Raw genomic sequence first — 21,605 nt, 5'->3', positions numbered from 1 at the left:
GAGTAGGACGTCGCCACGCGTATTTTATTCCGGCATAGCTCAGTTGGTAGTAGCGCATGACTGTTAATCATGATGTCGTAGGTTCGAGTCCTACTGCCGGAGTTTTCTAGACGTTCTCATTGTAGATCGTCTATTTTTTTGTTTTAAAAAAGAATAAGCCGTAATTCTGTGGAATTCAAGTAAAATATGATACGCTTGAATTGAGGAGATGAGGCATTATGTATTTAGAAATATCAGAAGAATTAAAAGAGAAATTTGAGGACTATGTGAAGGATAGCGTTGTTGTTTTGGACTTAGATGATGGTGTCGGTAAGTATACTAGAGTGGGTTTTTGCTCTTTGAACATCAGTTTTCGCTTTTTAGTATTAAGAGAAGATCAAGATCGTTCTGATTATCAGACTCCGATTGAGAGTACTGTGGGAGAAATTCTTGTTAAAGACCATTCGATGATGCATTTGGATGATAAAATGCAGTTAGTGTTTGATAAACAACGCGGTTTAACCAAACTTAAAGGTACAAGTGGTTTAATCGATGGGAATATTCAAATAATTGATTTGCGTGAACAGAAGTAGAATATAAAAAAACAATCTCTTAAACAGCTTAATTGCTGATTAAGAGATTGTTTTTATTTTGGTCGTTTGATGTCAACGATGTTATTGATATGGCTATAGCTGTCACCAGCTAAGCGAGCGACTGGAGATAATTTTTCTGGTAAAATGTATTCTTTGGCTTCATCGAATACTTCTTCTGAGAAGTAGTAATCTAAAACCTCTAATATGAAAAGATCGCTAATTATTTGCTCTTCGTGATCTTTTATTTCGATGTGCTGGTGCACTTTTGTTTCCATTCTAATCGGGGCTTCTTCAATAGCTGGTGTCTGAATCGATCGGCTGTCGATCAGGGTAAGTTGACTGTCTGTTAGTTCACCTTTATCAGCGGGTAGACTTGTGGCGGTTTCATTCATTTGATGTAAGACGGTATCGTCTACTAGATGGATGACGCCTTCAAGGGAGTTCACTAAATTATTTGCGGTATCTTTCATACTGCCGTCTGGATGGCGATTTATAGATACACTAACCAGTGGGACGTTCTTGGCGACGACATTGAAATAGCTGAAAGGTGCTGCGTTGATGATTTTTGTTTCAGGATTCACTGTAGTTATCCAGGCGATTGGTCGTGGAATAATGCTGCCAGTTAGGAATTTATAATTTTGCTTTGTGGTTAATTGATCAGATGAATAGTGGAACATGGGCTTTCCTCCTTAAAAAAAGCAGGCGATAGGTAGTCGCCTGCTTTTGAATTTTATTGACGTTTTTTGTTTGCATCTGAAGTGTCGAAAGGTCGTACGTAGTCTTCGATTTCTTTGCGTTTTGGTTCTAAAAATGGTGGTAATGATAGAATTTCTCCGGCGTGTTCGTAAGTTTCGTCTTGTAAGAAACCTGGGCCGTCGGTAGCTAGTTCAAATAGTACGTTAGGTGCGGCCATGAAGTATTCAGATTGGAAATAGAAACGATCGACAAAACCTGAGTTAGGGAATTCCAAGTCGTTGATCTTTTTGATCCAATATTGCAATGCTTCGTCGTCTGCTACGCGTAATGCCAAATGATGAACATTACCGAAACCTTCTTGAGCTGGTAGTATTTCGTCCTGGAAATCAACGATAATAGTTGCACCATTGCCGCCTTCGCCAACTTCAAATTGACTCATAGTGCCTTCTGCAGCTGTTTGTTTGAAGCCGAGTACATTTTCTAAGACAAGTTTCATGTGATCAAAGTTCGAAACAGTAACAATGGTTGGGCCTAAGCCAATAATTGAGTGTTCAGCGGGTACGTTTGAATTTTTCCAAGGTGTACCTGCAGCAACGCCTTTATTTTTTTCATCAGAGACTAATCGGAACAATTGATTGTCGTAATCATTGAAGTCCAAGTATTTTTTACCGAAACGTTCGCTGATTTCGCCGTGTTCAATATTTAACTGATTAAAGCGATCTGCCCAGTAGTCTAGGGAAGCATCACTTGGTACGCGGAATCCAGTGCGTGAAATAGTGTTTGTGCCCTTAGTACCTTGTGGGATACCAGGAAAATCGAAAAAGGTCATGTCGGTACCTGGTGCACCGGTGTCATCTGTAAAATATAAGTGATAAGTTTCAATGTCGTCTTGGTTAACCGTCTTTTTAATCATACGCAAGCCCAATATATCAGTAAAGAAACGATAATTTTTTTCGGCACTTGAAGTCATTGCTGTAACGTGATGTAGTCCGCGAATCTGTGTATCCATAAATAATTCCTCCTTGAGTTTAACTATCTTACTAAAAGTAAGTTTAAAGAGTATTTTCGATTAAAGCAAATATTTAGCTTGCTATTGCCAATTGAGAAAAAGAAAGCTAGGATTAAAGAAAAAAAAGGAGGAATTGGATGAAACAGGTTGTTTTATTTGATTTAGATGGTACGTTGACGGATTCTAGTAAAGGAATTATGGCTTCCATTACTTATATGTTGAAGGAATTGGGGCTCGAGATTCCGGCTGATGATGTTTTACGTAGTTTTATCGGTCCGCCGTTGAGTTTGTCGCTGGGGAATTTGTACGGCATGGACAAGGAGGCGGCGCAAAAGGCAACGTTGATCTATCGTGATTATTATGCGGAGCAGGGCATTCATGAACTGGAAGTATATCCTGGGATTGCTGAGACGTTGGCTGATCTATCGAAAGACTATACGTTGGGCCTGGCGACTTCTAAACCTGCGCCTTATGCGGAGCAGATTATCGGTAATTTGGGGTTTGCTGATTATTTTACAGGCGTATTCGGGGCTGATATGGATGGAAGACGTGAAGGGAAAGCTACTATTATAAAAGATGCATTGACTCATTTAACGGATGACTTGTCGCAGGTTGTGATGGTGGGTGATCGTGAGTTTGATATTAAGGGTGCTAAGGAAAATGGAATTGCCAGTATCGGCGTGCTGTACGGCTTTGGAGACCTTGAGGAGCTGCAGTCTGCTGGTGCTGATCGAATAGTGGAGAACGCTGGAGACATTCCAGCAGCAGTGAGAGAATTACTATAAAAAAGAGTCGAAGAATTTTCTTCGACTCTTTTGCTTAGCTATTTTTTAATACCAGCCGTTAGCCATCCAGAATGCTTGTGCGCCTTCCCATGAGCCGTAACGTTGGGTTACGTATTGGTCTGCTACACGTTCTTGATTAGCTGGTGAGTAGTCACCATTTAAGTATGATGAATCTAATTGGTAACGTCCAATGTAACGTCCGTTGGTTGCGTTGTAAGAGCCGCTAGATTCTTTTTGGGCAATCCATTCTTTGGCTGAAGAAGTCGCTGCTGGCGCTTGTGGTGCCGGAGCAGGAGCTGCTTGCTGTTCTTGGACTGGTGCTGTTTCTTGAACGGGTGCTGCAGCTGGTTGTGTTTGTTCAACTGGTGCTGCTTGTTCTTGAACAGGAGCTGCCGCATTTTGTGCTGCAGTATCGATGTTCAATACTTGTCCTGCGTAGATTAAATCTAGGTTTGAAATGTTGTTGTTGGTTGCAATTGAGTTAACTAGGCTGTTGTCGCCAACAAATTTTGCTGAGATTGTTGATAAGGTGTCACCTGATTCAACAGTGTATGTTTCTGCAGCGTGTGCGTCACTTGTTCCGATTGCTAATGCAGCGCCTGCTGCCATAATTGTACTAAGTAATAATGCTTTTCCGAATTTCATTTGGTAAATTCCTCCAAAAAGTTATTGTCGTTGATTGCTTTCGACTACGATGCATACTTTAACATCCTTTTGTATTTCATAGGTAAAGCGGCTATGACAAGAGGTTACAAGGCGATGTAAACTTGTAACAAAATAACGTTTGTTATGGTTTTTTTGAAATCTTTAACATTTATCAGAAAGCGTTTCATAATGCTTGAGGATAAAGATAGTGACTGTTTTTAGCGGGAATATACGTTCGTTTTATATTCATATTTCTGACATATTGACATCGTTTTGTAAAGGTATCTAAAGGAAAATGCAAGAAAAACACGGCTATAAATCTATAAGAAAAGCTTAAGTGGCGGTATTTTACTGATATTTTCCAGAGAATATTTTGAAAGCTAGCCGGATTAAACCGCTATTTTTGCAATCGTAAAAAAATATGAAAAGTCAGTGGTATAATTGACCAAAGAAAGCGTTTTATATTTGTTTTAGGAGGTGTGGATAAAGGGAACGTGGATAACAATTTAAGGATAGTTTGGGTTGGAAATGATGAGTATTGCTATTTGAATGAGCAATTATGAATAGACAAGGAGGAGTGCCAATGAGCTGATTTACTTACAATGGATATCAAATTTATTATCATGTGCAGGGCAAAGGTGATCCGGTATTACTGCTTCATGGTCGTACGTCGTCAGCTTAATTGTTTCAAGAGACTTTATCGACTTATTCAGGACTGTAAATGATTTTAGGCTACGGACAGTCTAATCGGGTAAAAAAGTTTCCAGCTGGGTTAATGGATGGAGTCCTCTGAGTATTGGGAGAAATTCAATTTAGACAGTCGAGGTGATTCAGGTGTTTATTTGTAAGAATAGTTGATAAAACGCGGAAATTTTACTGGGCAAAATTTTAAGCTGTGCAGGGTCAGCATTCGAAAATAGACGCAAAAAAAACTTTTCACTAGGAAAAGTTCTGTATTATTTCTATTAAGCCACCTGTCGGGCTTGAACCGACGACCTCAGCCTTACCATGGCTGCGCTCTACCAGCTGAGCTAAGGCGGCATCTGTTGAACACAAGATATAGAATACCGAATATCCCATGGGTTGTCAATATTTTTTTTCGATTCTCTAATAAACAAAAAATTGCTTGGATTTAATGGAAGAAAAGTAGGGAGGTCATTGTTGAAGAAAGCAGAGATGGACTATTGTCAGAACCAAAGGATACTCTTCAAAAATGAACACAATCTGATTCTTTCGCCACATCCGGCCCGGAAGTTGTTTTTGCCACGCGGGCGGCAGGTGGTGAAGTAGAGTTAGCCGTTAATCCACCACCAGATACTCAAGGACTCAGTGGTTGCGTAAAAGACCAGTATGGAGTTGCGTGGATTCTTTCGGCGATCAATGGAGTATATCAGAAATAAGTTATCCGAGCTGTCATCAGCCATACTCCGATATGTTAAGGAGTCGGCCGATTCAGCTCGGATTTTTTTACGTATTTTCTAATATCTCAACAATTTGTGAATAGTTCTCGTCTGCTAAAATCTCATAACCCAGCTTTTGGTACAATTTAACCGCTGGATGGCTCCAGGTCTGAGTCGTCAGATACAATTCTTCGTTAGGATGCAGCTCTGTCAGAAGCTGGGTCACCCGAATGACTAGAGCTTTAGCTAGGCCTTGACCTTGCTGTGAAGGAAGAACAGCAAGCCAGTGGAGTCGTGGCTGACGGCTGTCATCATTACGCCAGGCGGTGAAGGTTGCTACTTTTTTGCCCTCAGTATTTTCTACAAAAAGCATCCGCTGCGGCAGTTCCTCCGGAAAAGGAGCGAAAGAGCGCTGAAAATAATTCAAAGCGTCAGTAGTTGTTTCAAATTCGCCGACACTGGTCTCTATTTCTCCCCAGGCGTGCTCATCTCCCGGCTGATAAAAGACGAAGTGGTAACCCTTCGGCAGATGATACTCCGGCAAAGGCGCAGCATTGGGCTTGCGAATCATAATAAAAGGAATATAGGGAACAGATTTGTCTAACATGGGCAAAACCTCCAACTATTTTCTAGTTACTATTATCCTACCATGCCGGTAATTTAAGAACTAGTTGTGCTGGAAATTTTCCTAACCGTTTGAGTCAGCGAATCGTCTCAAACAGTGAACTCAAGGTTAAAAGCATCAGGATATTTTATCTCATAATATAAGGCATCGCTCCTGACAAATAAATGGTAAGAAATTTGAGTAAAATCTATTGCCATCTAAAATAAAAATTGGTATCATAAAAAAGTATTCTTTTTCCGGCATAGCTCAGTTGGTAGTAGCGCATGACTGTTAATCATGATGTCGTAGGTTCGAGTCCTACTGCCGGAGTTTCGTGAGACAATTCTTAAAGATTGTCTCTTTTTTTTATGACTAAAATAAGAAGATTTGTAGATTGTTTGCTATATTTCTTTGATTTAACGGAAAAACCTCTTATACTGATAAGGAGGAGGCGAGATAGATGGCAAAGCGCGACGCCTATTTTGACAATGCGAAATTATTCTTAATGATATTAGTGGTTTTTGGGCATCTCTTTCAACCATTTATTGAAGCTAAGGGGATATACAGTGATCTGTACTATTTCATTTTTACTTTTCACATGCCGGCTTTCATTTTGATCTCGGGTTATTTTGCGAAGGGCAAACCGAAACCTTTGAAAAAGCTGGTAAAAAAATTACTGCTGCCTTATATCTTTTTTCAGCTGATCTATTCAGCCTACTATACTTTGATAGGACTGCAGGAATCATTTAGTTTCAGTATCACGACACCCCAATGGTCGTTGTGGTTCCTTTTAAGTCTGTTTTGCTGGAACTGCATGCTGTATTTGTGCCAACGCTTTTCCACAAAACAAGTCTTAATCGGTAGTATTATCGTAGCGCTGGTTGTAGGCTATATTCCTTTCTTCGGACGCTTTTTGGCGGTTCAACGGACGCTGACGTTCTTCCCGTATTTCATGGTGGGATATGCATTACCGGCTAGCTGGATGGCTAAGATAAAAGCGGCGCCGAAGAAATTATGGGCGATTGGTGTATTTGCTGGGATCTTTGTTTTGATTAATGCCAATGAATGGATCAATAAATATTGGGTCTTCGGCTCGAAGCCTTACGAGGATTATTTGAATCATCCTCTTTTAGGCGGCCCGCAACGTATGATTTTCTTCGTCTTAGGTCTGGCAGGTATCACAGCCTTTTTCATGCTGGTACCTAAAGGACAGTACTTTTTCTCAAAATGGGGAAAAAATACGTTAACAGTCTACCTTCTTCACGGCTTTTTAGTCAAAGGATTGCGAGCCTTAGGAGTAGACGATATGGAAATGGGTAACTGGGGTGTGGTACTGCTCTTTGCTTTCAGCATTCTGCTAACTGCTGCCTTATCCAATGAACATTTTTGCCAATTGCTGGAGCGTGGCAAGCGCAGAATTTTGCGGCCGGTTTTAAATTGATTGTCAATGAAGTCCTCGAAGCGTAAAATAGACGCGGAAGGGGGCTTTTTTTATGACTGAAATAACGAAAGAACAAACCAAACAGTATCGTGACGCTTTTTTAGCAAATAATAAACAGGTGGCCTTGCAGCGAGGGGTTGTCAAAAACGGCATTAGTGCTTCAGCGGAAAATGTCGCTGCCCATGTGGAAAATACACCGGTATTCTCGATTGATTTAGCAACGGGCAAAGTATCCAATCAAAAGCAATCCGGCCGCTGCTGGATGTTTGCTGCATTGAATACTTTCCGCCACAAAATGCTGCAGCAGTTTCAATTGAAGGAATTTGAGCTTTCGCAAAACTATACCTTTTTCTGGGATAAGTATGAAAAAGCGAATTACTTTTACGAAAATATTTTAGCGACGGCTGATCAGGAAGCATCGAGTCGCGAAGTAGCCTTCTTACTGCAAACACCTCAGCAGGATGGCGGGCAATGGGACATGATTGTTTCCTTATTTAAAAAATACGGAGTGGTGCCTAAAGTCGTTATGCCGGAAAGCAGCAACAGCTCCAACTCAAGAGATTTGAATAAATATCTGAATAAACTGCTGCGTAAGCACGCGGTTGTCTTACGGAAGCTAGTGGCTGACAAAGCGGCTGAAAAAGAAATTGTGGTGAAACGTTCGGCTATGCTGCAGGAGGTTTACACCTTGTTGGCAACAGCTTTAGGAACACCACCGGAAGTCTTCGATTTTGAATATCGTGATGAAGAAAAGAACTATCATCTGGATCAAGGGTTAACTCCGCAAAGCTTCTATGATAAATACATTGGTGTGGATCTAGACGAATACGTCAGCATCATCAATGCACCAACTGCCGACAAGCCATACAATCGCAGCTATACAGTTTCGATGCTGGGAAATGTGGTGGGTGGAACGCCAGTAAAATATTTGAATCTGGATATGGAAACCTTCAAGCAGCTGGCGGTTAAACAGCTGGAAGACGGCGAATCTGTCTGGTTTGGCTGTGATGTGGGGCAATCATCCACCAGGGATTCCGGAATTATGGCCTTGAATGCCTTTGACATAGTTGATTTGTTTGAAGCTGATTTTTCCATGACGAAAGCCGAACGTTTGGATCATGGTGACAGCTTGATGACTCATGCCATGGTACTAACTGGTGTGGATGTGGTCGACGGCAAGAGTACGAAATGGAAGGTCGAAAACAGCTGGGGCGAAAAAGTTGGCGAAAAAGGCTTCTTCGTGATGAGTGATGCCTGGATGGATGAGTACACTTACCAGATCGTAGTTCGTAAGGAATATTTAACAAAAGAACAATTGGAAGCTTTTGAAGCTGAGCCGGTTGTCTTGGCCCCTTGGGATCCCATGGGTGCCCTTGCTTAAAGCGGCTATTTGTAATAGACTCAATCCTTTAGGGTGAGTCTATTTTTTTAAACAAAAAGGACTATTCATCGCGTATAATAAGGCGTAGGAATGTGAGGAATCAAGATGAATAGAGTAAAAGCACTACTGAAGGAAAAATTCGGCTATGACAGTTTTCGAACCGGTCAGGCAGAAATTATAGAGAAAATTTTGAATCACGAAAATGTGTTAGGGATTATGCCGACTGGCGGCGGAAAATCGGTTTGTTACCAATTGCCGGCGCTGGTTTTAGATGGCTTAACCTTGGTCATCTCACCCTTGATTTCTTTAATGAAGGATCAGGTGGATAGTTTAAACGAAATGGGGATTCCGGCGGCCTTTATCAATAGTTCCCTCTCGAATCCGGAGATTCAGCAGCGGATTCGCTTAGCCGTAGATGGCAAGATCAAACTGTTGTACGTGGCACCGGAACGGTTGGAGTCTGCTTCTTTTCGGCAGCTGCTGCAATATGTTCCAATTGAATTATTGGCAGTGGACGAGGCTCACTGTATTTCCCAATGGGGCCATGATTTCCGTCCCAGCTACTTAAAATTGGCTGATACCATTGAAGAGCTGCAGCAAAAGCCAACGATCATCGCTTTGACAGCAACCGCAACAGTACATGTCGCTGATGATATTTTACGCCTGCTGCAAATTCCTACCAATAATCAAATCAATACCGGCTTTGCCCGGGAAAACTTAACCTTCCAGGTGGTCAAGGATGCCAAGGAAAACTATTTGCTGGAATACTTGAAGCTGAACAAGGGCCAAGCTGGGATTATTTATGCCAGTACCCGAAAAGAGGTAGAGCGTCTGCATCATTTATTGAAGGATCAGGGGATCGCAGTTGCTGCGTATCATGGCGGCATGAGTGAACAGGACCGTTCAAAAAATCAGGAAGACTTTCTCTTTGATCGCGTTCGGGTGATGGTAGCGACGAATGCCTTTGGAATGGGAATTAACAAAAGTAATGTGCGCTTTGTCATTCACGCCCAAATTCCGGGAAACTTAGAATCCTACTATCAAGAAGCTGGTCGTGCTGGGCGGGATGGTCTGCCTAGTGAAGCAATTTTGTTTTATGCGCCGAAGGATTTGCAGGTGCAGAAGTATTTTGTTGACCAATCCGAGGGTAATGAAGACTACAAGAAAAATGAGTACAACAAGCTGCGGGAAATGGATCAATATGCCCACACCCAAATGTGCCTGCAGCGCTACATTTTACGCTATTTTGGTGAAGACAGCCACGATTGCGGTCGCTGCAGCAACTGTATGGATTCCCGGGAAGTAATTGATGTTACCACTGAGGCTCAAAAAGTGCTGTCTTGTGTGAAACGGATGGGGGAACGTTTTGGTAAAGGCTTAGTGGCTAAGGTTTTGACTGGTTCAAAGGACCAAAAAATCACTCAATGGCAGTTTGACCGTTTGTCGACTTACGGCTTGATGCGGGATTGGAGCCAAAAAGAAGTGACTCAGCTAATCGACTACTTAACAGCTGAAGGATATTTCACTTTAACTGAAGGACAATTTCCGCTGTTGACGATTTCGCCTGCCGGTATCAATGTCTTGTTAGGCAAAGAAAAAGTGACCCGTAAGCAAAATGCTGTGAAAACTTTGCAAGTGGACGATGAGTTGTTTGAAGAACTACGAAGCCTGCGGACGCAGCTGGCTCAGGAGCAAAATCTGCCGCCTTATATTATTTTCTCAGATAAAACCTTGCAGGAATTTGCGGAAAAACAACCGCAAACCACCTTGGAAATGCTGCAAATCAAAGGTGTCGGACAAAATAAATTAGACAAGTACGGAGAAGCTTTTCTGGCAATTTTGCAGAAATAACTGGCTTTTTGCTGGATAATTTGCGACAGAATCCAGCGAATCTGCTACGAAGGCAGTTTTTCTGTGCTATACTTTTAAGTGATTATAATGGGAAATAAATGAACAGAATTATCGGGTAATGAACCTTGTAATGATGGAAAAGATACGTCGTTGTTTGATAAAAAGGAGGACATAACATGGGAAAAGAGCTAGAAGTGCAGCATGCGGAGAATATGCGGGAATTAGGAGGCTATCAAACGCAAGATGGTCGGGAAGTTGCAACGCGTAAGTTGATTCGAGCGGCTACTCTGAATTTACTGGATGACGAAGATACTGACTATTTGGCTAATTATGGCCTCCGAAGGATTGTTGATTTTCGTTCACCGCGGGAACGAGAAGAACAGCCGGATCAAGAAGTACCATCGGCTGAAAATATTGCCTTGCCGATTTTTCCTGTGGAGGAAAAGAAAGTTTCTGCTTCACCTTTTGAAGTGATGAATAAGATGAAGGAAGGCTTTTCAGCCCACGAGCAGATGATGGAGGTTTATCGTAATTTCATCACCATGCCTCATATTCATAAGCAGTACAATCAATTCTTTGGGATTTTGCTGGAAAATGAAAAGCCTGAGGAAAGTGTTTTGTTCCATTGTACTGCCGGTAAAGATCGGACTGGTTTTGGGGCGGCTATGATGCTGAGTGCATTAGGGGTTAATCGCGCAACCATTTTTGAGGACTATTTAAAAACCAATTATTACTTAGCCAAAAAAACCGAGGAAATTCGTCAACAGGCTAGACAAGCCGGCGTAACAGAAGAAATGCTGTATGGCATCAATGACATGATGACAGCCAAACAGGAGTATTTACAAACCAGCTTTAATCTAATTTCTGAGCAGTATGGCGATGTAGATCAGTATTTGCGGGTAGGAATCGGGTTAAGCAAACAAGACATTAAGGACTTGCGTCAACTATATCTCGTTTAGGAGTTGAGGAGTGATGGAAAGCTTATTAAAACATTTACAGCTGGAAAATCGTCAGTTGCCGATTGGCGGAGGAGACATTAACCAAGCGTATCGGGTGACTGACGGCAGCAAAGATTACTTTTTAAAAGTCCATCCCAACATGAGTGAAGCTTTCTTTCAAGCCGAAGCGGATGGACTGCAGGTATTGAGTGAAGTGGTGCGGGTGCCTAAAACCTTCGCCAGCGGAGTGCACGAAAATGATGCTTATTTACTGATGGAGTGGATCGAACCTGGCCAGGGTGATCAGCGGGATATCGGCAAAGCACTGGCGAAAATTCACGGACAAAAGCAGGAGAACTTTGGCTATCGTCAAGACAACTATTTAGGCTTGTTTCCACAAATCAACACTAAAAGTGAGGACTGGTGGTCCTTTTATTTTGGCAATCGTCTCGAGGTCCAAATTGAAATCGCTAAACAACGTAATCGTTGGACAAGACAGCGGGAAGAACGGTATTATTCCTTAAAGGAACAGGTACTTTTGCGTTGGAAGGATTTATCCTTCAAGCCATCTTTATTACATGGAGACTTTTGGAGCGGGAATACCTTCTTTGATACTAACGGCGAACCAGTTTTTATTGATCCGGCGATTTATTACGGTCATCGGGAATTGGATATTGCGATGGAGCAATTGTTTGGCGGCTTCCGTCAGACCTTATTCGACGCCTATCAGGAAGTCTATCCCTTGGATGAAGGCTGGCAAGAGCGAGTACCGATTTATCAATTGTATTATTTACTGGTTCATTTGAATCTGTTTGGTGAAAGCTACGGCGGAGCAGTGGATCGGATTTTAGGAGGAAAGTAGTTGGGCAAGAAATATTCAATGGCACATGAAGTCGCCTATTATGAATGTGACATTAATCAAACGATGACCTTCCCAGCCATGCTGAGTGTGGTCATCAAAGCTTCCTCTGATCAAAGTGATCAGCTGGAACGGGGAAACGATGCGGTTAACGAACTGGGGGTTACATGGGTAATTACCCAAACAGAAATCGCGATTAATCGTTTGCCGCGTGTTGGCGAAAAAATAACAGTCGTTACTGAACCAACAGCCTTTAACAAGTTCTTTTGCTACCGCAGCTTTTGGTTGTATGATACAGAAGGTACGGAATTGGTAAAAATCGAGATGGCTTTTGTGTTGATGAAGATCAAGGAACGGAAGATGAGCAGTGTATCTCCTGAATTGATGGCGCCTTACGAAGCACCGCAAGTGAAGAAGATTCAGCGCTGGGAGAAAATTGAACCCGTGACCGATGGCGAAAGTCGTCTGTATCACGTGCGTTTCTATGATTTAGACAGCAATCATCACGTGAATAATGCTATGTATTTCAACTGGATTATTGATGTACTGGGTTATGACTTTATGGTGGAGCATACGCCGGTGGCTGTTAAGGTGAAGTTTGATAAAGAAATTCTTTATGGTAATGACATCACTAGTGTTTATCAGCTCGATGAAGCAAGCGAAAAAACCTTGCACGAAATTCGTGTCGGGGATCAGCTGGCCTGCGAGGCTAATATTCAATGGCGTAAGAAAGACTAAAATAGACTTGAAGGGCTGACTCACGGTTAAGTGATTTCTCCTTCAAGTCTATTTGCTTAAGTTTATTGTTCCATAAAGTGTTTCAATTGTTCTTTTGATAGATCGGCATTTAGAGCAATCAACAGTTTGATGCGGGCTTTTTGGCTATTGATGCCGCGGCAGAAAATCACGCCTTTTTCGGCTAACTCTACGCCGCCGCCATGGTAATCATACACGGGTTCTGCAATTCCGTTAAAACAGCGGGAAACTAACACGATCGGCATGCCTTTATTCAAGAGATTTTGCAGCGAAGGTAAGGTGGTTGGCGGCAGATTTCCTGCTCCTAAAGCCTCCACCACAACACCAGCCACACCAACTGCTTGATCCAGCAGCTCAAAGAAAGTCCCTTGCATGCCAGCAAAGGCTTTAATAATCGGAATCATCGCGTCAATCGATTCAACATCATAACGGGTTGTTTCTGGCAGTTCCTGCATAAAGAGAATTTTTGATTTAGTCACTAAACCGACAGGTCCCAATGTTGGTGTCCGGAAGGTTGCTACATTTGTTGTATGAGTCTTAGTTACATAACGGGCGCTGTGAATTTCGTCGTTCATTACCACCAGCACTCCTTGACCAATGGCATCTTGGCAAGCAGCTACCCGAATGGCACTTTGAAAATTATACAGACCATCGCTGCCTAATTCATTAATCGAACGCATCGCTCCAGTTAAAACAATTGGCAGTAAATCACCAATAGTAACATCCAAGAAATAAGCCGTCTCCTCCAGGGTATCGGTACCGTGAGTGATTACTACACAGTCGATTCCTTCAGCCTTAGCTTGTTTAATCCGTTCCTTTAGCTCAAACATGATTTCTACGGTAATATGGGGAGAGGGCAGATTGGTAAAATCTTCTACTACCAATTCCGTGTCTTTAGGGATATCCAATTTTTGACCCGCGGCCAACAATGGATTTTTTTCGTCAGGTCGGACCGTGCCGTTTTCGTCTTCGCTCATCGAGATGGTTCCGCCAGTATGTAAAATTAAAATTCGTTTCATTGCCTTCACCTGCTTTTTTTATTGTATAGTACATAAAAGGACTGCTTTTGGTAGTTAAGCAGTTCTAAAACCTTTTTACCTAGCATACTATTTTCTCTCTTTTTTTACTACGATTATTGTATACTAGAAAAAAAGAATTAGGAGGTTCCTATGATTCGAATTGGATTAACTTCTTTTAATGAACACCAGGCGTTGACCGGCAAGCCCCGCACCACGCTGTTTGAATATGCGGGTTTTTTGCCGTTAGTGGAACTGGATACGGCTTATTATGGGCTGCCTAGTCGCAAAACGGTGGAAAACTGGCTGGCTCAAGTACCAGATTCTTTTCGCTTTGTAGTTAAATTTTATTCCGGTTTTACTTGCCAAGAAAAGTGGCAGGATCATTACGGCTCTATCACTGAGATGAAGGAGCATTTCCTGGAAGTGATGCAGCCTTTAATTGAAAGTTCAAAAATCTATTGTTTTTTAGCGCAATTTCCGGCACAATTTAAGTGCACGAAGGAAAATGTAGCTTATTTGCAAACCTTGCGGGAGCTGTTTCCTGATTTGCCGATTGCGATAGAATTAAGAGATTACAGCTGGTACAGTCCAGAATTCAAGGAGAAGACCCATCAATTTATGAAAAGGCTGAAGTTCAGCCTGGCGATGATTGATGAACCGGAGCTGCCAGATACGGTGCCATTAGATTTAACTGTCACCAATCCGGCTTTTAGTTTGTTCCGTTTCCATGGTCGTAATCAAGCATACTGGAAGAGTCGCGATGCCCAATGGCGGAAAAAACGGACCTTGTATCGCTACAGTGATGAAGAACTGACGGAATTGGCGCAGGCGATTAAGCAGGTCGCTGAAAATAGTCAGGAAGTTGCCGTCATCTTTAATAATAATTCAGGTGGCGATGCGGCGGAAAATGCTTTAAGATTAAGAGAACTACTAGATATAGAAGATGAAGGACTCAATCCTAGTCAGCTGGGATTATTTTAAGAAGGAGCAGCCATGATCAAAGCGATTTTTTTTGATATTGACGGAACGTTAGTCACCAAACAATCCAAAGCCCTTTACAGTACCCGTTTGGCCATTCAACAGGCGCGGGAAAAAGGGATCTTAGTCGGCGTTGCCACTGGGAGAGGCCCGGTCCATTTAGCTGAACGGATCGATTATTTAACAATGGACATGTTTGTGACTTATAACGGCCAACTGGTCTATCAAGGAAATGAAGACATTTATCAACATGCCTTTGAGCCAGAGGTATTGAAAGAAATCGTAACTTTTGCTGATCAGGAGCATCGCCAAATTATTTTCGGTGCTCGCCGCCGAATTGACGGCAGCTATGTGATGCGTTTGTCCCAGGTAGGGTGGGTGAAGCGGATCGCTGCTATGATGCCTCGCTGGTTTCCGGTACGGACAACCAAAGGCCTGCTGCAATCCTTTAGTCCCAACCGCAGTACTGGCCGTTATGGTCGCTTGAGTATTTTGCAGGAACCCATTTACCAATGTGTCCTGTTTAGTGCCGAATCAGAAACAGAAAAACTGGAAAAACGTTTGCCCAATGTGACCTTTCAACGCTCCAATCCTTACTCAGTCGACATTGTGCCTAAAGGCGGATCAAAGCTTTTGGGGATCCACAAATTTTTGGAAGCCAACAATATCGATCCCAGCGAAGTGATGGCTTTTGGCGATCATTTAAATGATTTGGAAATGCTGGAGGGCGTGGGAATTGGTGTAGCGATGGGCAACGGGCAAGATGAAACCAAAGAATACGCTGATTACGTGACTGATACCAATGAAGATGACGGAATTTACAAAGCGTTAAAATATTTTGAAATTATTTAGGAGACAGTATGAAGCAAGAATTCAATCCTTACGAAATGACCAAAGAATTTCACAGGGTGTTCGAGCCCCAGCCGCCTGAAACGCCAACGCCTTTTTCAGCCGAACGGGCTGCTTTTCGCGCCGGCTTTAAAATTGAAGAAATTGTTGAATTTATGTACGGAGCAGTCGAAGGGAATCCGGAGAAGTTTGATGACGCGGTGAAACAGCTGCATGAAAATATTGAACAGGCGAAGGAGAAAATTCTGACCAAGCAAGAGCCGGTGAAGGATTTGTTAACAGCCGAGGTGGATGCTTTGACCGATTTATTGTATTTTACCTATGGATCCTTTGCCTTAATCGGGGTCAATCCTCAGCCGATTTTTGAGATTGTTCACCGAGCCAATATGGGGAAACTGTTCCCAGACGGCAAACCTCATTATCATCCAGTTACCCACAAAGTCTTAAAGCCGGATAACTGGGAGGCCGATTATGCACCAGAAAAGCTGATTCAAGCTGAATTAACCAAACAAAAACGCCAGGATTCCTAAAAAGAATCTGGCGTTTGTTTGTGCTAATCAAAGAAAGTGTAATAAAGGGAACGAACGGCTAAGCGTTCTTGTTTTCCGCAAATGGCAAAGATAATACTCCGCTCATCGGCGCCCTGACTGATCATGCGCAGGTTGATGTTTTTACGGGCAAGGGCCGCTGAACTTTCGGCCGTAATCCCAGTGTGGAATTTCATACCTTCACCTACTAGAGCGATCACCGAAATATCGTGTTCTACTTCTAATTCATCTGGGCAAATCCGTTCTTCAATTTCTTTTAACAGGACTTTTTCCAGCTCAGGGGTCAATTGTGATTCTCTTAAGATCAGAGAAACCGTATCAATTCCTGAAGGCATATGTTCAAAGCTGATATTTAATTCTTCTAAAATTTGCAAGACCCGACGGACAAAACCGACTTCCCGGTTCAGCAAATATTTATTAATGGTAATACTGCAAAAGCCGCTGTCGCTGGCTACACCTACGACGCGATTGGGATTTTCCCGATCATAGGATTCTTTAATCATGGTTCCAGTACAAGTTGGGTTGTTGGTATTTTTAATTACCACCGGAATTTTCGCTTTAAATGAAGGCATTAAGGCTTCATCGTGGAAGACAGTAAAGCCGGCATACGATAATTCTCGCATTTCCCGATAAGTTAGTTGTTCAATTAGAGCTGGTTCATGAATGTATTTTGGCGTTGCCGCGAAAATACCGTCCACATCAGTAAAGTTCTCATAGATTTCGGCTTTTACGCCAGCGGCTACAATCGATCCAGTAATATCTGATCCACCGCGGGAGAAGGTACACAACTGACCTTCTTTGGTATAGCCAAAGAAACCAGGGATCACTAGAATTTCTTCAGTATTGTGCCATTGATACATTTTTTCGTAGGACTCTTCTAGAATTCGTGCATTATGAGGCTCGTCAGTTACTAGAATACCTAATTCTTTAGGGTTGATGTAACGTGCCTTTACGCCTTCATGTTGGAAATAGGCAGCAATCAGCTGGGCATTCAGATTTTCACCGGTTGCCAAGAAACGGTCCAAAATATAAGGATCGCTTTCATCAAAATCCTTCTGCAAAGACTTGATTTCAGAAGCAAAAGCTTCACAGACACTAACATCTAAGCCTAATTCCTGGGCAATGCTGCCGTAGCGCTCAGCGATTTCTTCAATGAGTGAAGTAGTTTCTTGATTTTTTGCTGCTTTTTCATAGTAAGCAATTAATAAGTCGGTGACCTTCTTATCCTCGCTATGACGCTTACCTGGAGCAGACACCACAACAAAGCGTCTTTTGGCATCGTCTTGAACGATTGCTAAGACTTTTTTTAATTGCTCGGCTGAAGCGACTGAACTTCCTCCGAATTTAATTACTTTCACTCTGATCACCTCTTATTTTAATGTGAATCTAATAATATCCGAAATCCTTCCGAACTTCAAGAGCTGTTTCCAATTGATTGACGGAAAATCCAACTTTTTTTGTTGAAAAACAGATTAAAGTGCTCTGGGAGGATCATTAAGTTAAACCATGGCTTTTTTATGTAAGAAAATCCAAGTTTTCCGAACTATTTAGTGAAGGAACGAATTGTTTGTGTTATAATCTAGGTTAGATGTTTTTGCGAAAAAACGGATGAATAATCGAACTGTAATATAGTAAACGAACTTATTCTAAACGTCGAAAGGAAAATCATACATGGGAAGTAACGTTATCATTGGTATAGTCATTGGAATCATCATTTTAGTGGCAATACTGTGTTTGATTGGCTATTTAATGAGAAAGAAGAATCAAGAACGGTTAAAAGAGCTAGAGAAACGCAAAGAAGCACTGTTCGATCTTCCAGTAGTTGAAGAAGTCGATGAAGTGAAGAAAATGCATCTCGTAGGTCAAAGCCAAAATACTTTTCGTGAATGGAACCAAAAATGGACGGATGTTTCGACTAAGTCTTTTGCTGAATTGGAAAGTCAAATCTTCGAAGTTGAAAGCCAGAATGAAACATTCCGTTTCATGAAGGGCAAATCAGCCATCGAAAGTGCTGAACGGACCATGAAAGAAATGGAAGAGGAAGTTGAAGAGATCCGTGACGGTCTTAAAGAGCTGCGAGAAACCGAAGAACGCAATTCTTTAGCCGTACAACAAGCACTAGATGTCTTTGAAGAATTGAAAAAGGACTTAAAAGACAATCGCGAAAACTTTGGACACGCTTTGCCAGAGATTGAAAAGCAAGTAAAAAATGTAGAGATTGAGTTCACTCAATTTGTTACATTGAATACCTCCGGTGATCCTGTGGAAGCTAGAGAAGTGCTAGACGATGCTGAAAAACACGTTTACGATGTTCAAGCCATCATGCAAAAAGTTCCAGCTCTTTACGAAGACTTGGAGAAAACTTTCCCAGCCCAAGTTGCAGAAATTGAGAAGACTTACAACAAAATGCTGGATGATGACTACGTGCTGCCAGAAGAGAATTTTGAAAGCCGCGTTGAACAAGTGAAAAAGCGCATGAAGCTTTCCGCAGAAGATTTAGAAAAAGTAGAACTAGATACAGTAGAAGCGGCTAACAAAGAAACCGCAAGTTTAATCGACACCTTATACGACACGTTAGAAAAAGAGTTCGAAGCGAAAAAATACGTCTTAACTAATCGCAAAACAGTCAGTGAATACATTCAACACGCATCACGCAACAACCATCAACTAATGATCGAGCTGGACCACACTTCCCAAAGCTACACGTTGAACAACAACGAGTTGGGACGCTCACGTGGCTTCCAAACCGAAATTGAAGAATTGGAACGTCGCAATCGCAACCTGGAACCTTTGATTGATAAACACGACATGCCATATTCTGAAATTCAAAACTTCTACCAGGATGCCTTCAAAGTCTTAGATGACATTGAAACGAAACAGGTAGAAATTGATAACGACCTGCAAGACTTGCGTAAAGGGGAGCGAATTGCCCTGGAACGGATCGATACTTATGAATTCAAGCTGCGTAATCTAAAACGTTACGTAGAGCAGCAACGTCTGCCGGGACTTCCTGGTGATTACTTGGAATTCTTCTTCATCGCAACCGATCGAGTGGAAGAGCTAAGTCAGTCATTGAATCGTATCCGAATCAATATGCAAGAAATCAATAAGCTGGTTAGTCTTTGTGATGAGGACATGGAATTATTGGATCAAAAAACCAATGATTTGGTGGATGCCGCAGCATTAACTGAACAAATGATGCAATATGCGAATCGCTACCGTCATACTCATCCGGACATCAAAACCGCGATTGAAAACAGCCTTGAGTTGTTTAACAAGGAATATCGTTATCAAGATGCATTGGATGAAATCGGTACAGCCTTAGAACGTGTCGAACCAGGTGCGTTTAAACGTATCGAAGATTTCTACTTTAATAACCGTGAACTTGCTTAATTAACCAGACCTTGCGTCTGGTTTTTTTGTTTATTAAAGAGGGAATTCATTTTTCCAAGTACTGGAAAAAATGAGCACTATTCTCGTACGCATACCATTATGCTAAACCTTGTGATCTGTGTCTAGGTGATAAACACTAGGAATTCCTTCGATTCTGCCAAACTGTGAAAAGCATAACTGGCAAAAAAAATACGACCTGCTGTGAGGTCGTATCAGATTATTTTAGAATGTTGATTAGGAAAAATCCAGCTGCAGAAAGCAGGCATAAAATACCGATACTGCGAAAAACGATTGTCAGAAATGAGCTGCGTTTTCTTCTTGAATTGCCAGAAGCTCTTTTGGCTGGCAGCAGTACTGATACCAGAAGGAAAACAAGTCCAGCAACTACTATCGCAAGCAAGTAAAAGGGCTTCTTCATAACAGCAGCCGCTTGTCCTAGAGTTTCCGGTAATGTTGGCGGTTCAGCTTCCTTTAAGGGCTTCGTGCGTTCAATTTCTTGATAGTCGATTGCCAGCTTGGGCATCGTGTCGGCCGCTTGTTCCAAGGCTCCGTTTAAAACCAACTGATCATCTTGGATGGCAAGAGTCGGCTCGGTCCCTTTTCTTACGACGGCATAAAAGTCTTCAGTCAGCTCAATGTCTTTGCCATCAATGGTATGACGACCTTTAGGAAGAATCAGCTGATGCTCATACTCGTTGAAGGCTTTTTCCAACAAGGCATTACCAAAAGGATGACGGTAGTATTCGCCGTCTTGATCGGACCAGTCGCCGACCCCTAGGATGACTTCGATGAGACGAGTTTCTCCCCGTTTAGCTGTTGCAATGTAGTTAAAGGCACTGCTTGGCCCCGAGCCTGTTTTCAAACCGTCGACACCCTCAGCACCGTATCGGGCACCGGGAACAGAATAGTTGTAGGTCTCAAAGGTTTCTTCATAAGGAGTTCCCTGCATGGTAGTCACAGTCGGCTGACTGGTGAATTCCAATACCTCTGGGTGATCGTTGACGAGATAAAACACCATCGTCGCTAGATCACGAGCACTTGAAGTATTGCTGCCGGCCGGATCAAAGCCCTCTGGATTGTACAGTCCATCAAAGCTGATGGCTGAAGCACCGCTGCAATTATAAAAAGTGGTCTGTTTCATGCCGATTTTCTCGGCTTTTTCATTCATGCTTCTCACAAATGCTCCCGCATCATTATCAGATACGGCATTTGCCAGCATAACAGTTGCTACATTAGAAGAAGGGACAGTCACCATTTTTAACAGCTCACGTACCGGATACTCCACACCAGCGACAATTTTGCTGTTGCTGATGGCATAAAGCTGGCTGATTGCCTGATCGTTTTCCGTGGCTGTCAGCTTCGTATCTAAGGTGAATTTTCCTTCCTTAATCGCGTCAAAAACTAAAAAGACCGTCATCATTTTTGAAATACTGGCGGGTTCTCTTGGCAGGTCAGGGTTGTCATTCCAAAGAATTTGACCATTTGTTCCATCAATTATAATAGAAGATTTTGGTTTGTTGATCTCCAGCACATCGGTATAGCCGGCATTACGGGTGATCTCCATCACGTCTTCTTCAGCGAAGGCGGGTATTGCCCCAACAAATAAACCAATTAATCCAATTACCGCTAAAACTTTTTTTACCACAAATTCACTCCATTCACTCTCTAATTCTTTTTTCCCATTTTAGCATATCTGGTACAGGATTTTTCCTATCAAGTATAAAAAAATAGGGAAATTCAGCGAAAAAAACGAAAATAAACGAGAATTACTTCCGCTGATTATCTAATTTGTCTTAAATATGGATGGGAAGCAAGTGTCATAATGTTTCTAAATTTTTAAAGTCCCTTGAAGCTGGTTAGGTTTCCCGTTATAATAGGTAG

The 21,605-nt window shown here is 42.1% G+C and carries 19 protein-coding genes and 3 tRNA genes; 14 read left to right on the top strand and 8 right to left on the bottom strand.

Annotated features, from left to right (window positions below; genetic code table 11):
• Positions 1-28: 28 nt before the first annotated feature.
• Both JZO70_RS16275 and JZO70_RS16270 read left to right on the top strand, forming a co-directional pair.
• Positions 29-102, top strand: a tRNA-Asn gene (locus JZO70_RS16275).
• 116 nt (positions 103-218) lie between these two features.
• A complete protein-coding gene (locus JZO70_RS16270) occupies positions 219-572 on the top strand; it encodes an iron-sulfur cluster biosynthesis family protein (RefSeq protein ID WP_207674730.1) in 354 nt (117 codons plus the stop codon).
• A gap of 53 nt (positions 573-625) precedes the next feature.
• On the opposite strand, the gene JZO70_RS16265 is transcribed toward JZO70_RS16270, so the two are convergent.
• Complete coding sequence (locus tag JZO70_RS16265; protein WP_207674729.1) at positions 626-1,249, bottom strand: flavin reductase family protein; 624 nt, start codon at positions 1,247-1,249, stop codon at positions 626-628.
• A gap of 53 nt (positions 1,250-1,302) precedes the next feature.
• On the bottom strand, positions 1,303-2,277 hold the full coding sequence (locus JZO70_RS16260; protein WP_207674728.1) for a ring-cleaving dioxygenase: 975 nt from the start codon (positions 2,275-2,277) through the stop codon (positions 1,303-1,305).
• Positions 2,278-2,414: 137 nt separating this feature from the next.
• On the opposite strand from JZO70_RS16260, the gene JZO70_RS16255 reads away from it, so the two are divergent.
• On the top strand, positions 2,415-3,062 hold the full coding sequence (locus tag JZO70_RS16255; protein ID WP_207674727.1) for an NIF family HAD-type phosphatase: 648 nt from the start codon (positions 2,415-2,417) through the stop codon (positions 3,060-3,062).
• 45 nt (positions 3,063-3,107) lie between these two features.
• Here the strand turns inward: JZO70_RS16255 and apf are convergent, their stop codons facing one another.
• From apf to JZO70_RS16240, 3 genes are all read right to left on the bottom strand, one after another.
• Entirely contained in the window at positions 3,108-3,707 is a 600-nt protein-coding gene (gene apf / locus JZO70_RS16250) for an aggregation-promoting factor (RefSeq protein WP_207674726.1), read from the bottom strand.
• 968 nt (positions 3,708-4,675) lie between these two features.
• Positions 4,676-4,748 (bottom strand) — tRNA-Thr (locus tag JZO70_RS16245).
• Positions 4,749-5,174: 426 nt separating this feature from the next.
• Complete coding sequence (locus tag JZO70_RS16240) at positions 5,175-5,714, bottom strand: GNAT family N-acetyltransferase (protein WP_207674725.1); 540 nt, start codon at positions 5,712-5,714, stop codon at positions 5,175-5,177.
• Positions 5,715-5,967: 253 nt separating this feature from the next.
• Between JZO70_RS16240 and JZO70_RS16235 the strand changes: the two genes are divergently transcribed.
• From JZO70_RS16235 to JZO70_RS16205, 7 genes are all read left to right on the top strand, one after another.
• A tRNA-Asn gene (locus tag JZO70_RS16235) sits at positions 5,968-6,041 on the top strand.
• Positions 6,042-6,171: 130 nt separating this feature from the next.
• Positions 6,172-7,152, top strand: a complete 981-nt coding sequence (locus JZO70_RS16230) for an acyltransferase family protein (protein WP_207674724.1) — start codon at positions 6,172-6,174, stop codon at positions 7,150-7,152.
• 52 nt (positions 7,153-7,204) lie between these two features.
• Positions 7,205-8,533 carry a C1 family peptidase gene (locus tag JZO70_RS16225; RefSeq protein WP_207674723.1) on the top strand — a complete coding sequence of 443 codons (1,329 nt, stop codon included), beginning with the start codon at positions 7,205-7,207 and terminating at the stop codon, positions 8,531-8,533.
• Between the two features lie 105 nt (positions 8,534-8,638).
• On the top strand, positions 8,639-10,384 hold the full coding sequence (gene recQ, locus JZO70_RS16220; RefSeq protein ID WP_207674722.1) for a DNA helicase RecQ: 1,746 nt from the start codon (positions 8,639-8,641) through the stop codon (positions 10,382-10,384).
• Positions 10,385-10,560: 176 nt separating this feature from the next.
• Complete coding sequence (locus JZO70_RS16215; RefSeq protein ID WP_207674721.1) at positions 10,561-11,343, top strand: tyrosine-protein phosphatase; 783 nt, start codon at positions 10,561-10,563, stop codon at positions 11,341-11,343.
• Between the two features lie 13 nt (positions 11,344-11,356).
• Positions 11,357-12,184, top strand: a complete 828-nt coding sequence (locus JZO70_RS16210; protein ID WP_207674720.1) for a fructosamine kinase family protein — start codon at positions 11,357-11,359, stop codon at positions 12,182-12,184.
• Entirely contained in the window at positions 12,185-12,919 is a 735-nt protein-coding gene (locus tag JZO70_RS16205) for an acyl-[acyl-carrier-protein] thioesterase (protein ID WP_207674719.1), read from the top strand.
• A gap of 62 nt (positions 12,920-12,981) precedes the next feature.
• On the opposite strand, the gene JZO70_RS16200 is transcribed toward JZO70_RS16205, so the two are convergent.
• A complete protein-coding gene (locus JZO70_RS16200; protein ID WP_207674718.1) occupies positions 12,982-13,956 on the bottom strand; it encodes an asparaginase in 975 nt (324 codons plus the stop codon).
• A gap of 150 nt (positions 13,957-14,106) precedes the next feature.
• Here JZO70_RS16200 and JZO70_RS16195 point away from each other — a divergent pair, with 150 nt between their 5' ends.
• Genes JZO70_RS16195 through JZO70_RS16185 form a run of 3 tightly spaced genes read left to right on the top strand, consistent with a single transcriptional unit; the run spans position 14,107 to position 16,313 of the window.
• Positions 14,107-14,937, top strand: a complete 831-nt coding sequence (locus JZO70_RS16195) for a DUF72 domain-containing protein (RefSeq protein ID WP_207674717.1) — start codon at positions 14,107-14,109, stop codon at positions 14,935-14,937.
• Between the two features lie 12 nt (positions 14,938-14,949).
• On the top strand, positions 14,950-15,786 hold the full coding sequence (locus JZO70_RS16190; RefSeq protein WP_207674716.1) for a Cof-type HAD-IIB family hydrolase: 837 nt from the start codon (positions 14,950-14,952) through the stop codon (positions 15,784-15,786).
• A gap of 8 nt (positions 15,787-15,794) precedes the next feature.
• The gene (locus JZO70_RS16185) at positions 15,795-16,313 is read left to right on the top strand and encodes a pyrophosphohydrolase domain-containing protein (protein WP_207674715.1); all 519 of its coding nucleotides are present in this window, start codon (positions 15,795-15,797) and stop codon (positions 16,311-16,313) included.
• Between the two features lie 23 nt (positions 16,314-16,336).
• Here the strand turns inward: JZO70_RS16185 and JZO70_RS16180 are convergent, their stop codons facing one another.
• Complete coding sequence (locus JZO70_RS16180) at positions 16,337-17,689, bottom strand: aspartate kinase (protein WP_207674714.1); 1,353 nt, start codon at positions 17,687-17,689, stop codon at positions 16,337-16,339.
• Positions 17,690-18,002: 313 nt separating this feature from the next.
• Between JZO70_RS16180 and JZO70_RS16175 the strand changes: the two genes are divergently transcribed.
• Positions 18,003-19,724: a septation ring formation regulator EzrA gene (locus tag JZO70_RS16175; RefSeq protein WP_207674713.1), complete on the top strand. Its 1,722-nt coding sequence runs from the start codon at positions 18,003-18,005 to the stop codon at positions 19,722-19,724.
• Between the two features lie 217 nt (positions 19,725-19,941).
• Here the strand turns inward: JZO70_RS16175 and JZO70_RS16170 are convergent, their stop codons facing one another.
• Positions 19,942-21,369: a DUF1958 domain-containing protein gene (locus tag JZO70_RS16170; protein ID WP_207674712.1), complete on the bottom strand. Its 1,428-nt coding sequence runs from the start codon at positions 21,367-21,369 to the stop codon at positions 19,942-19,944.
• Positions 21,370-21,605 lie beyond the last annotated feature (236 nt).

Origin of the sequence: Candidatus Enterococcus moelleringii (assembly GCF_017377575.1) — a bacterium.
GTDB lineage: Bacteria > Bacillota > Bacilli > Lactobacillales > Enterococcaceae > Enterococcus_A > Enterococcus_A moelleringii.
Note: the sequence above shows the minus strand (reverse complement) of the source record. Positions and strands in the feature narration are given on the sequence as shown.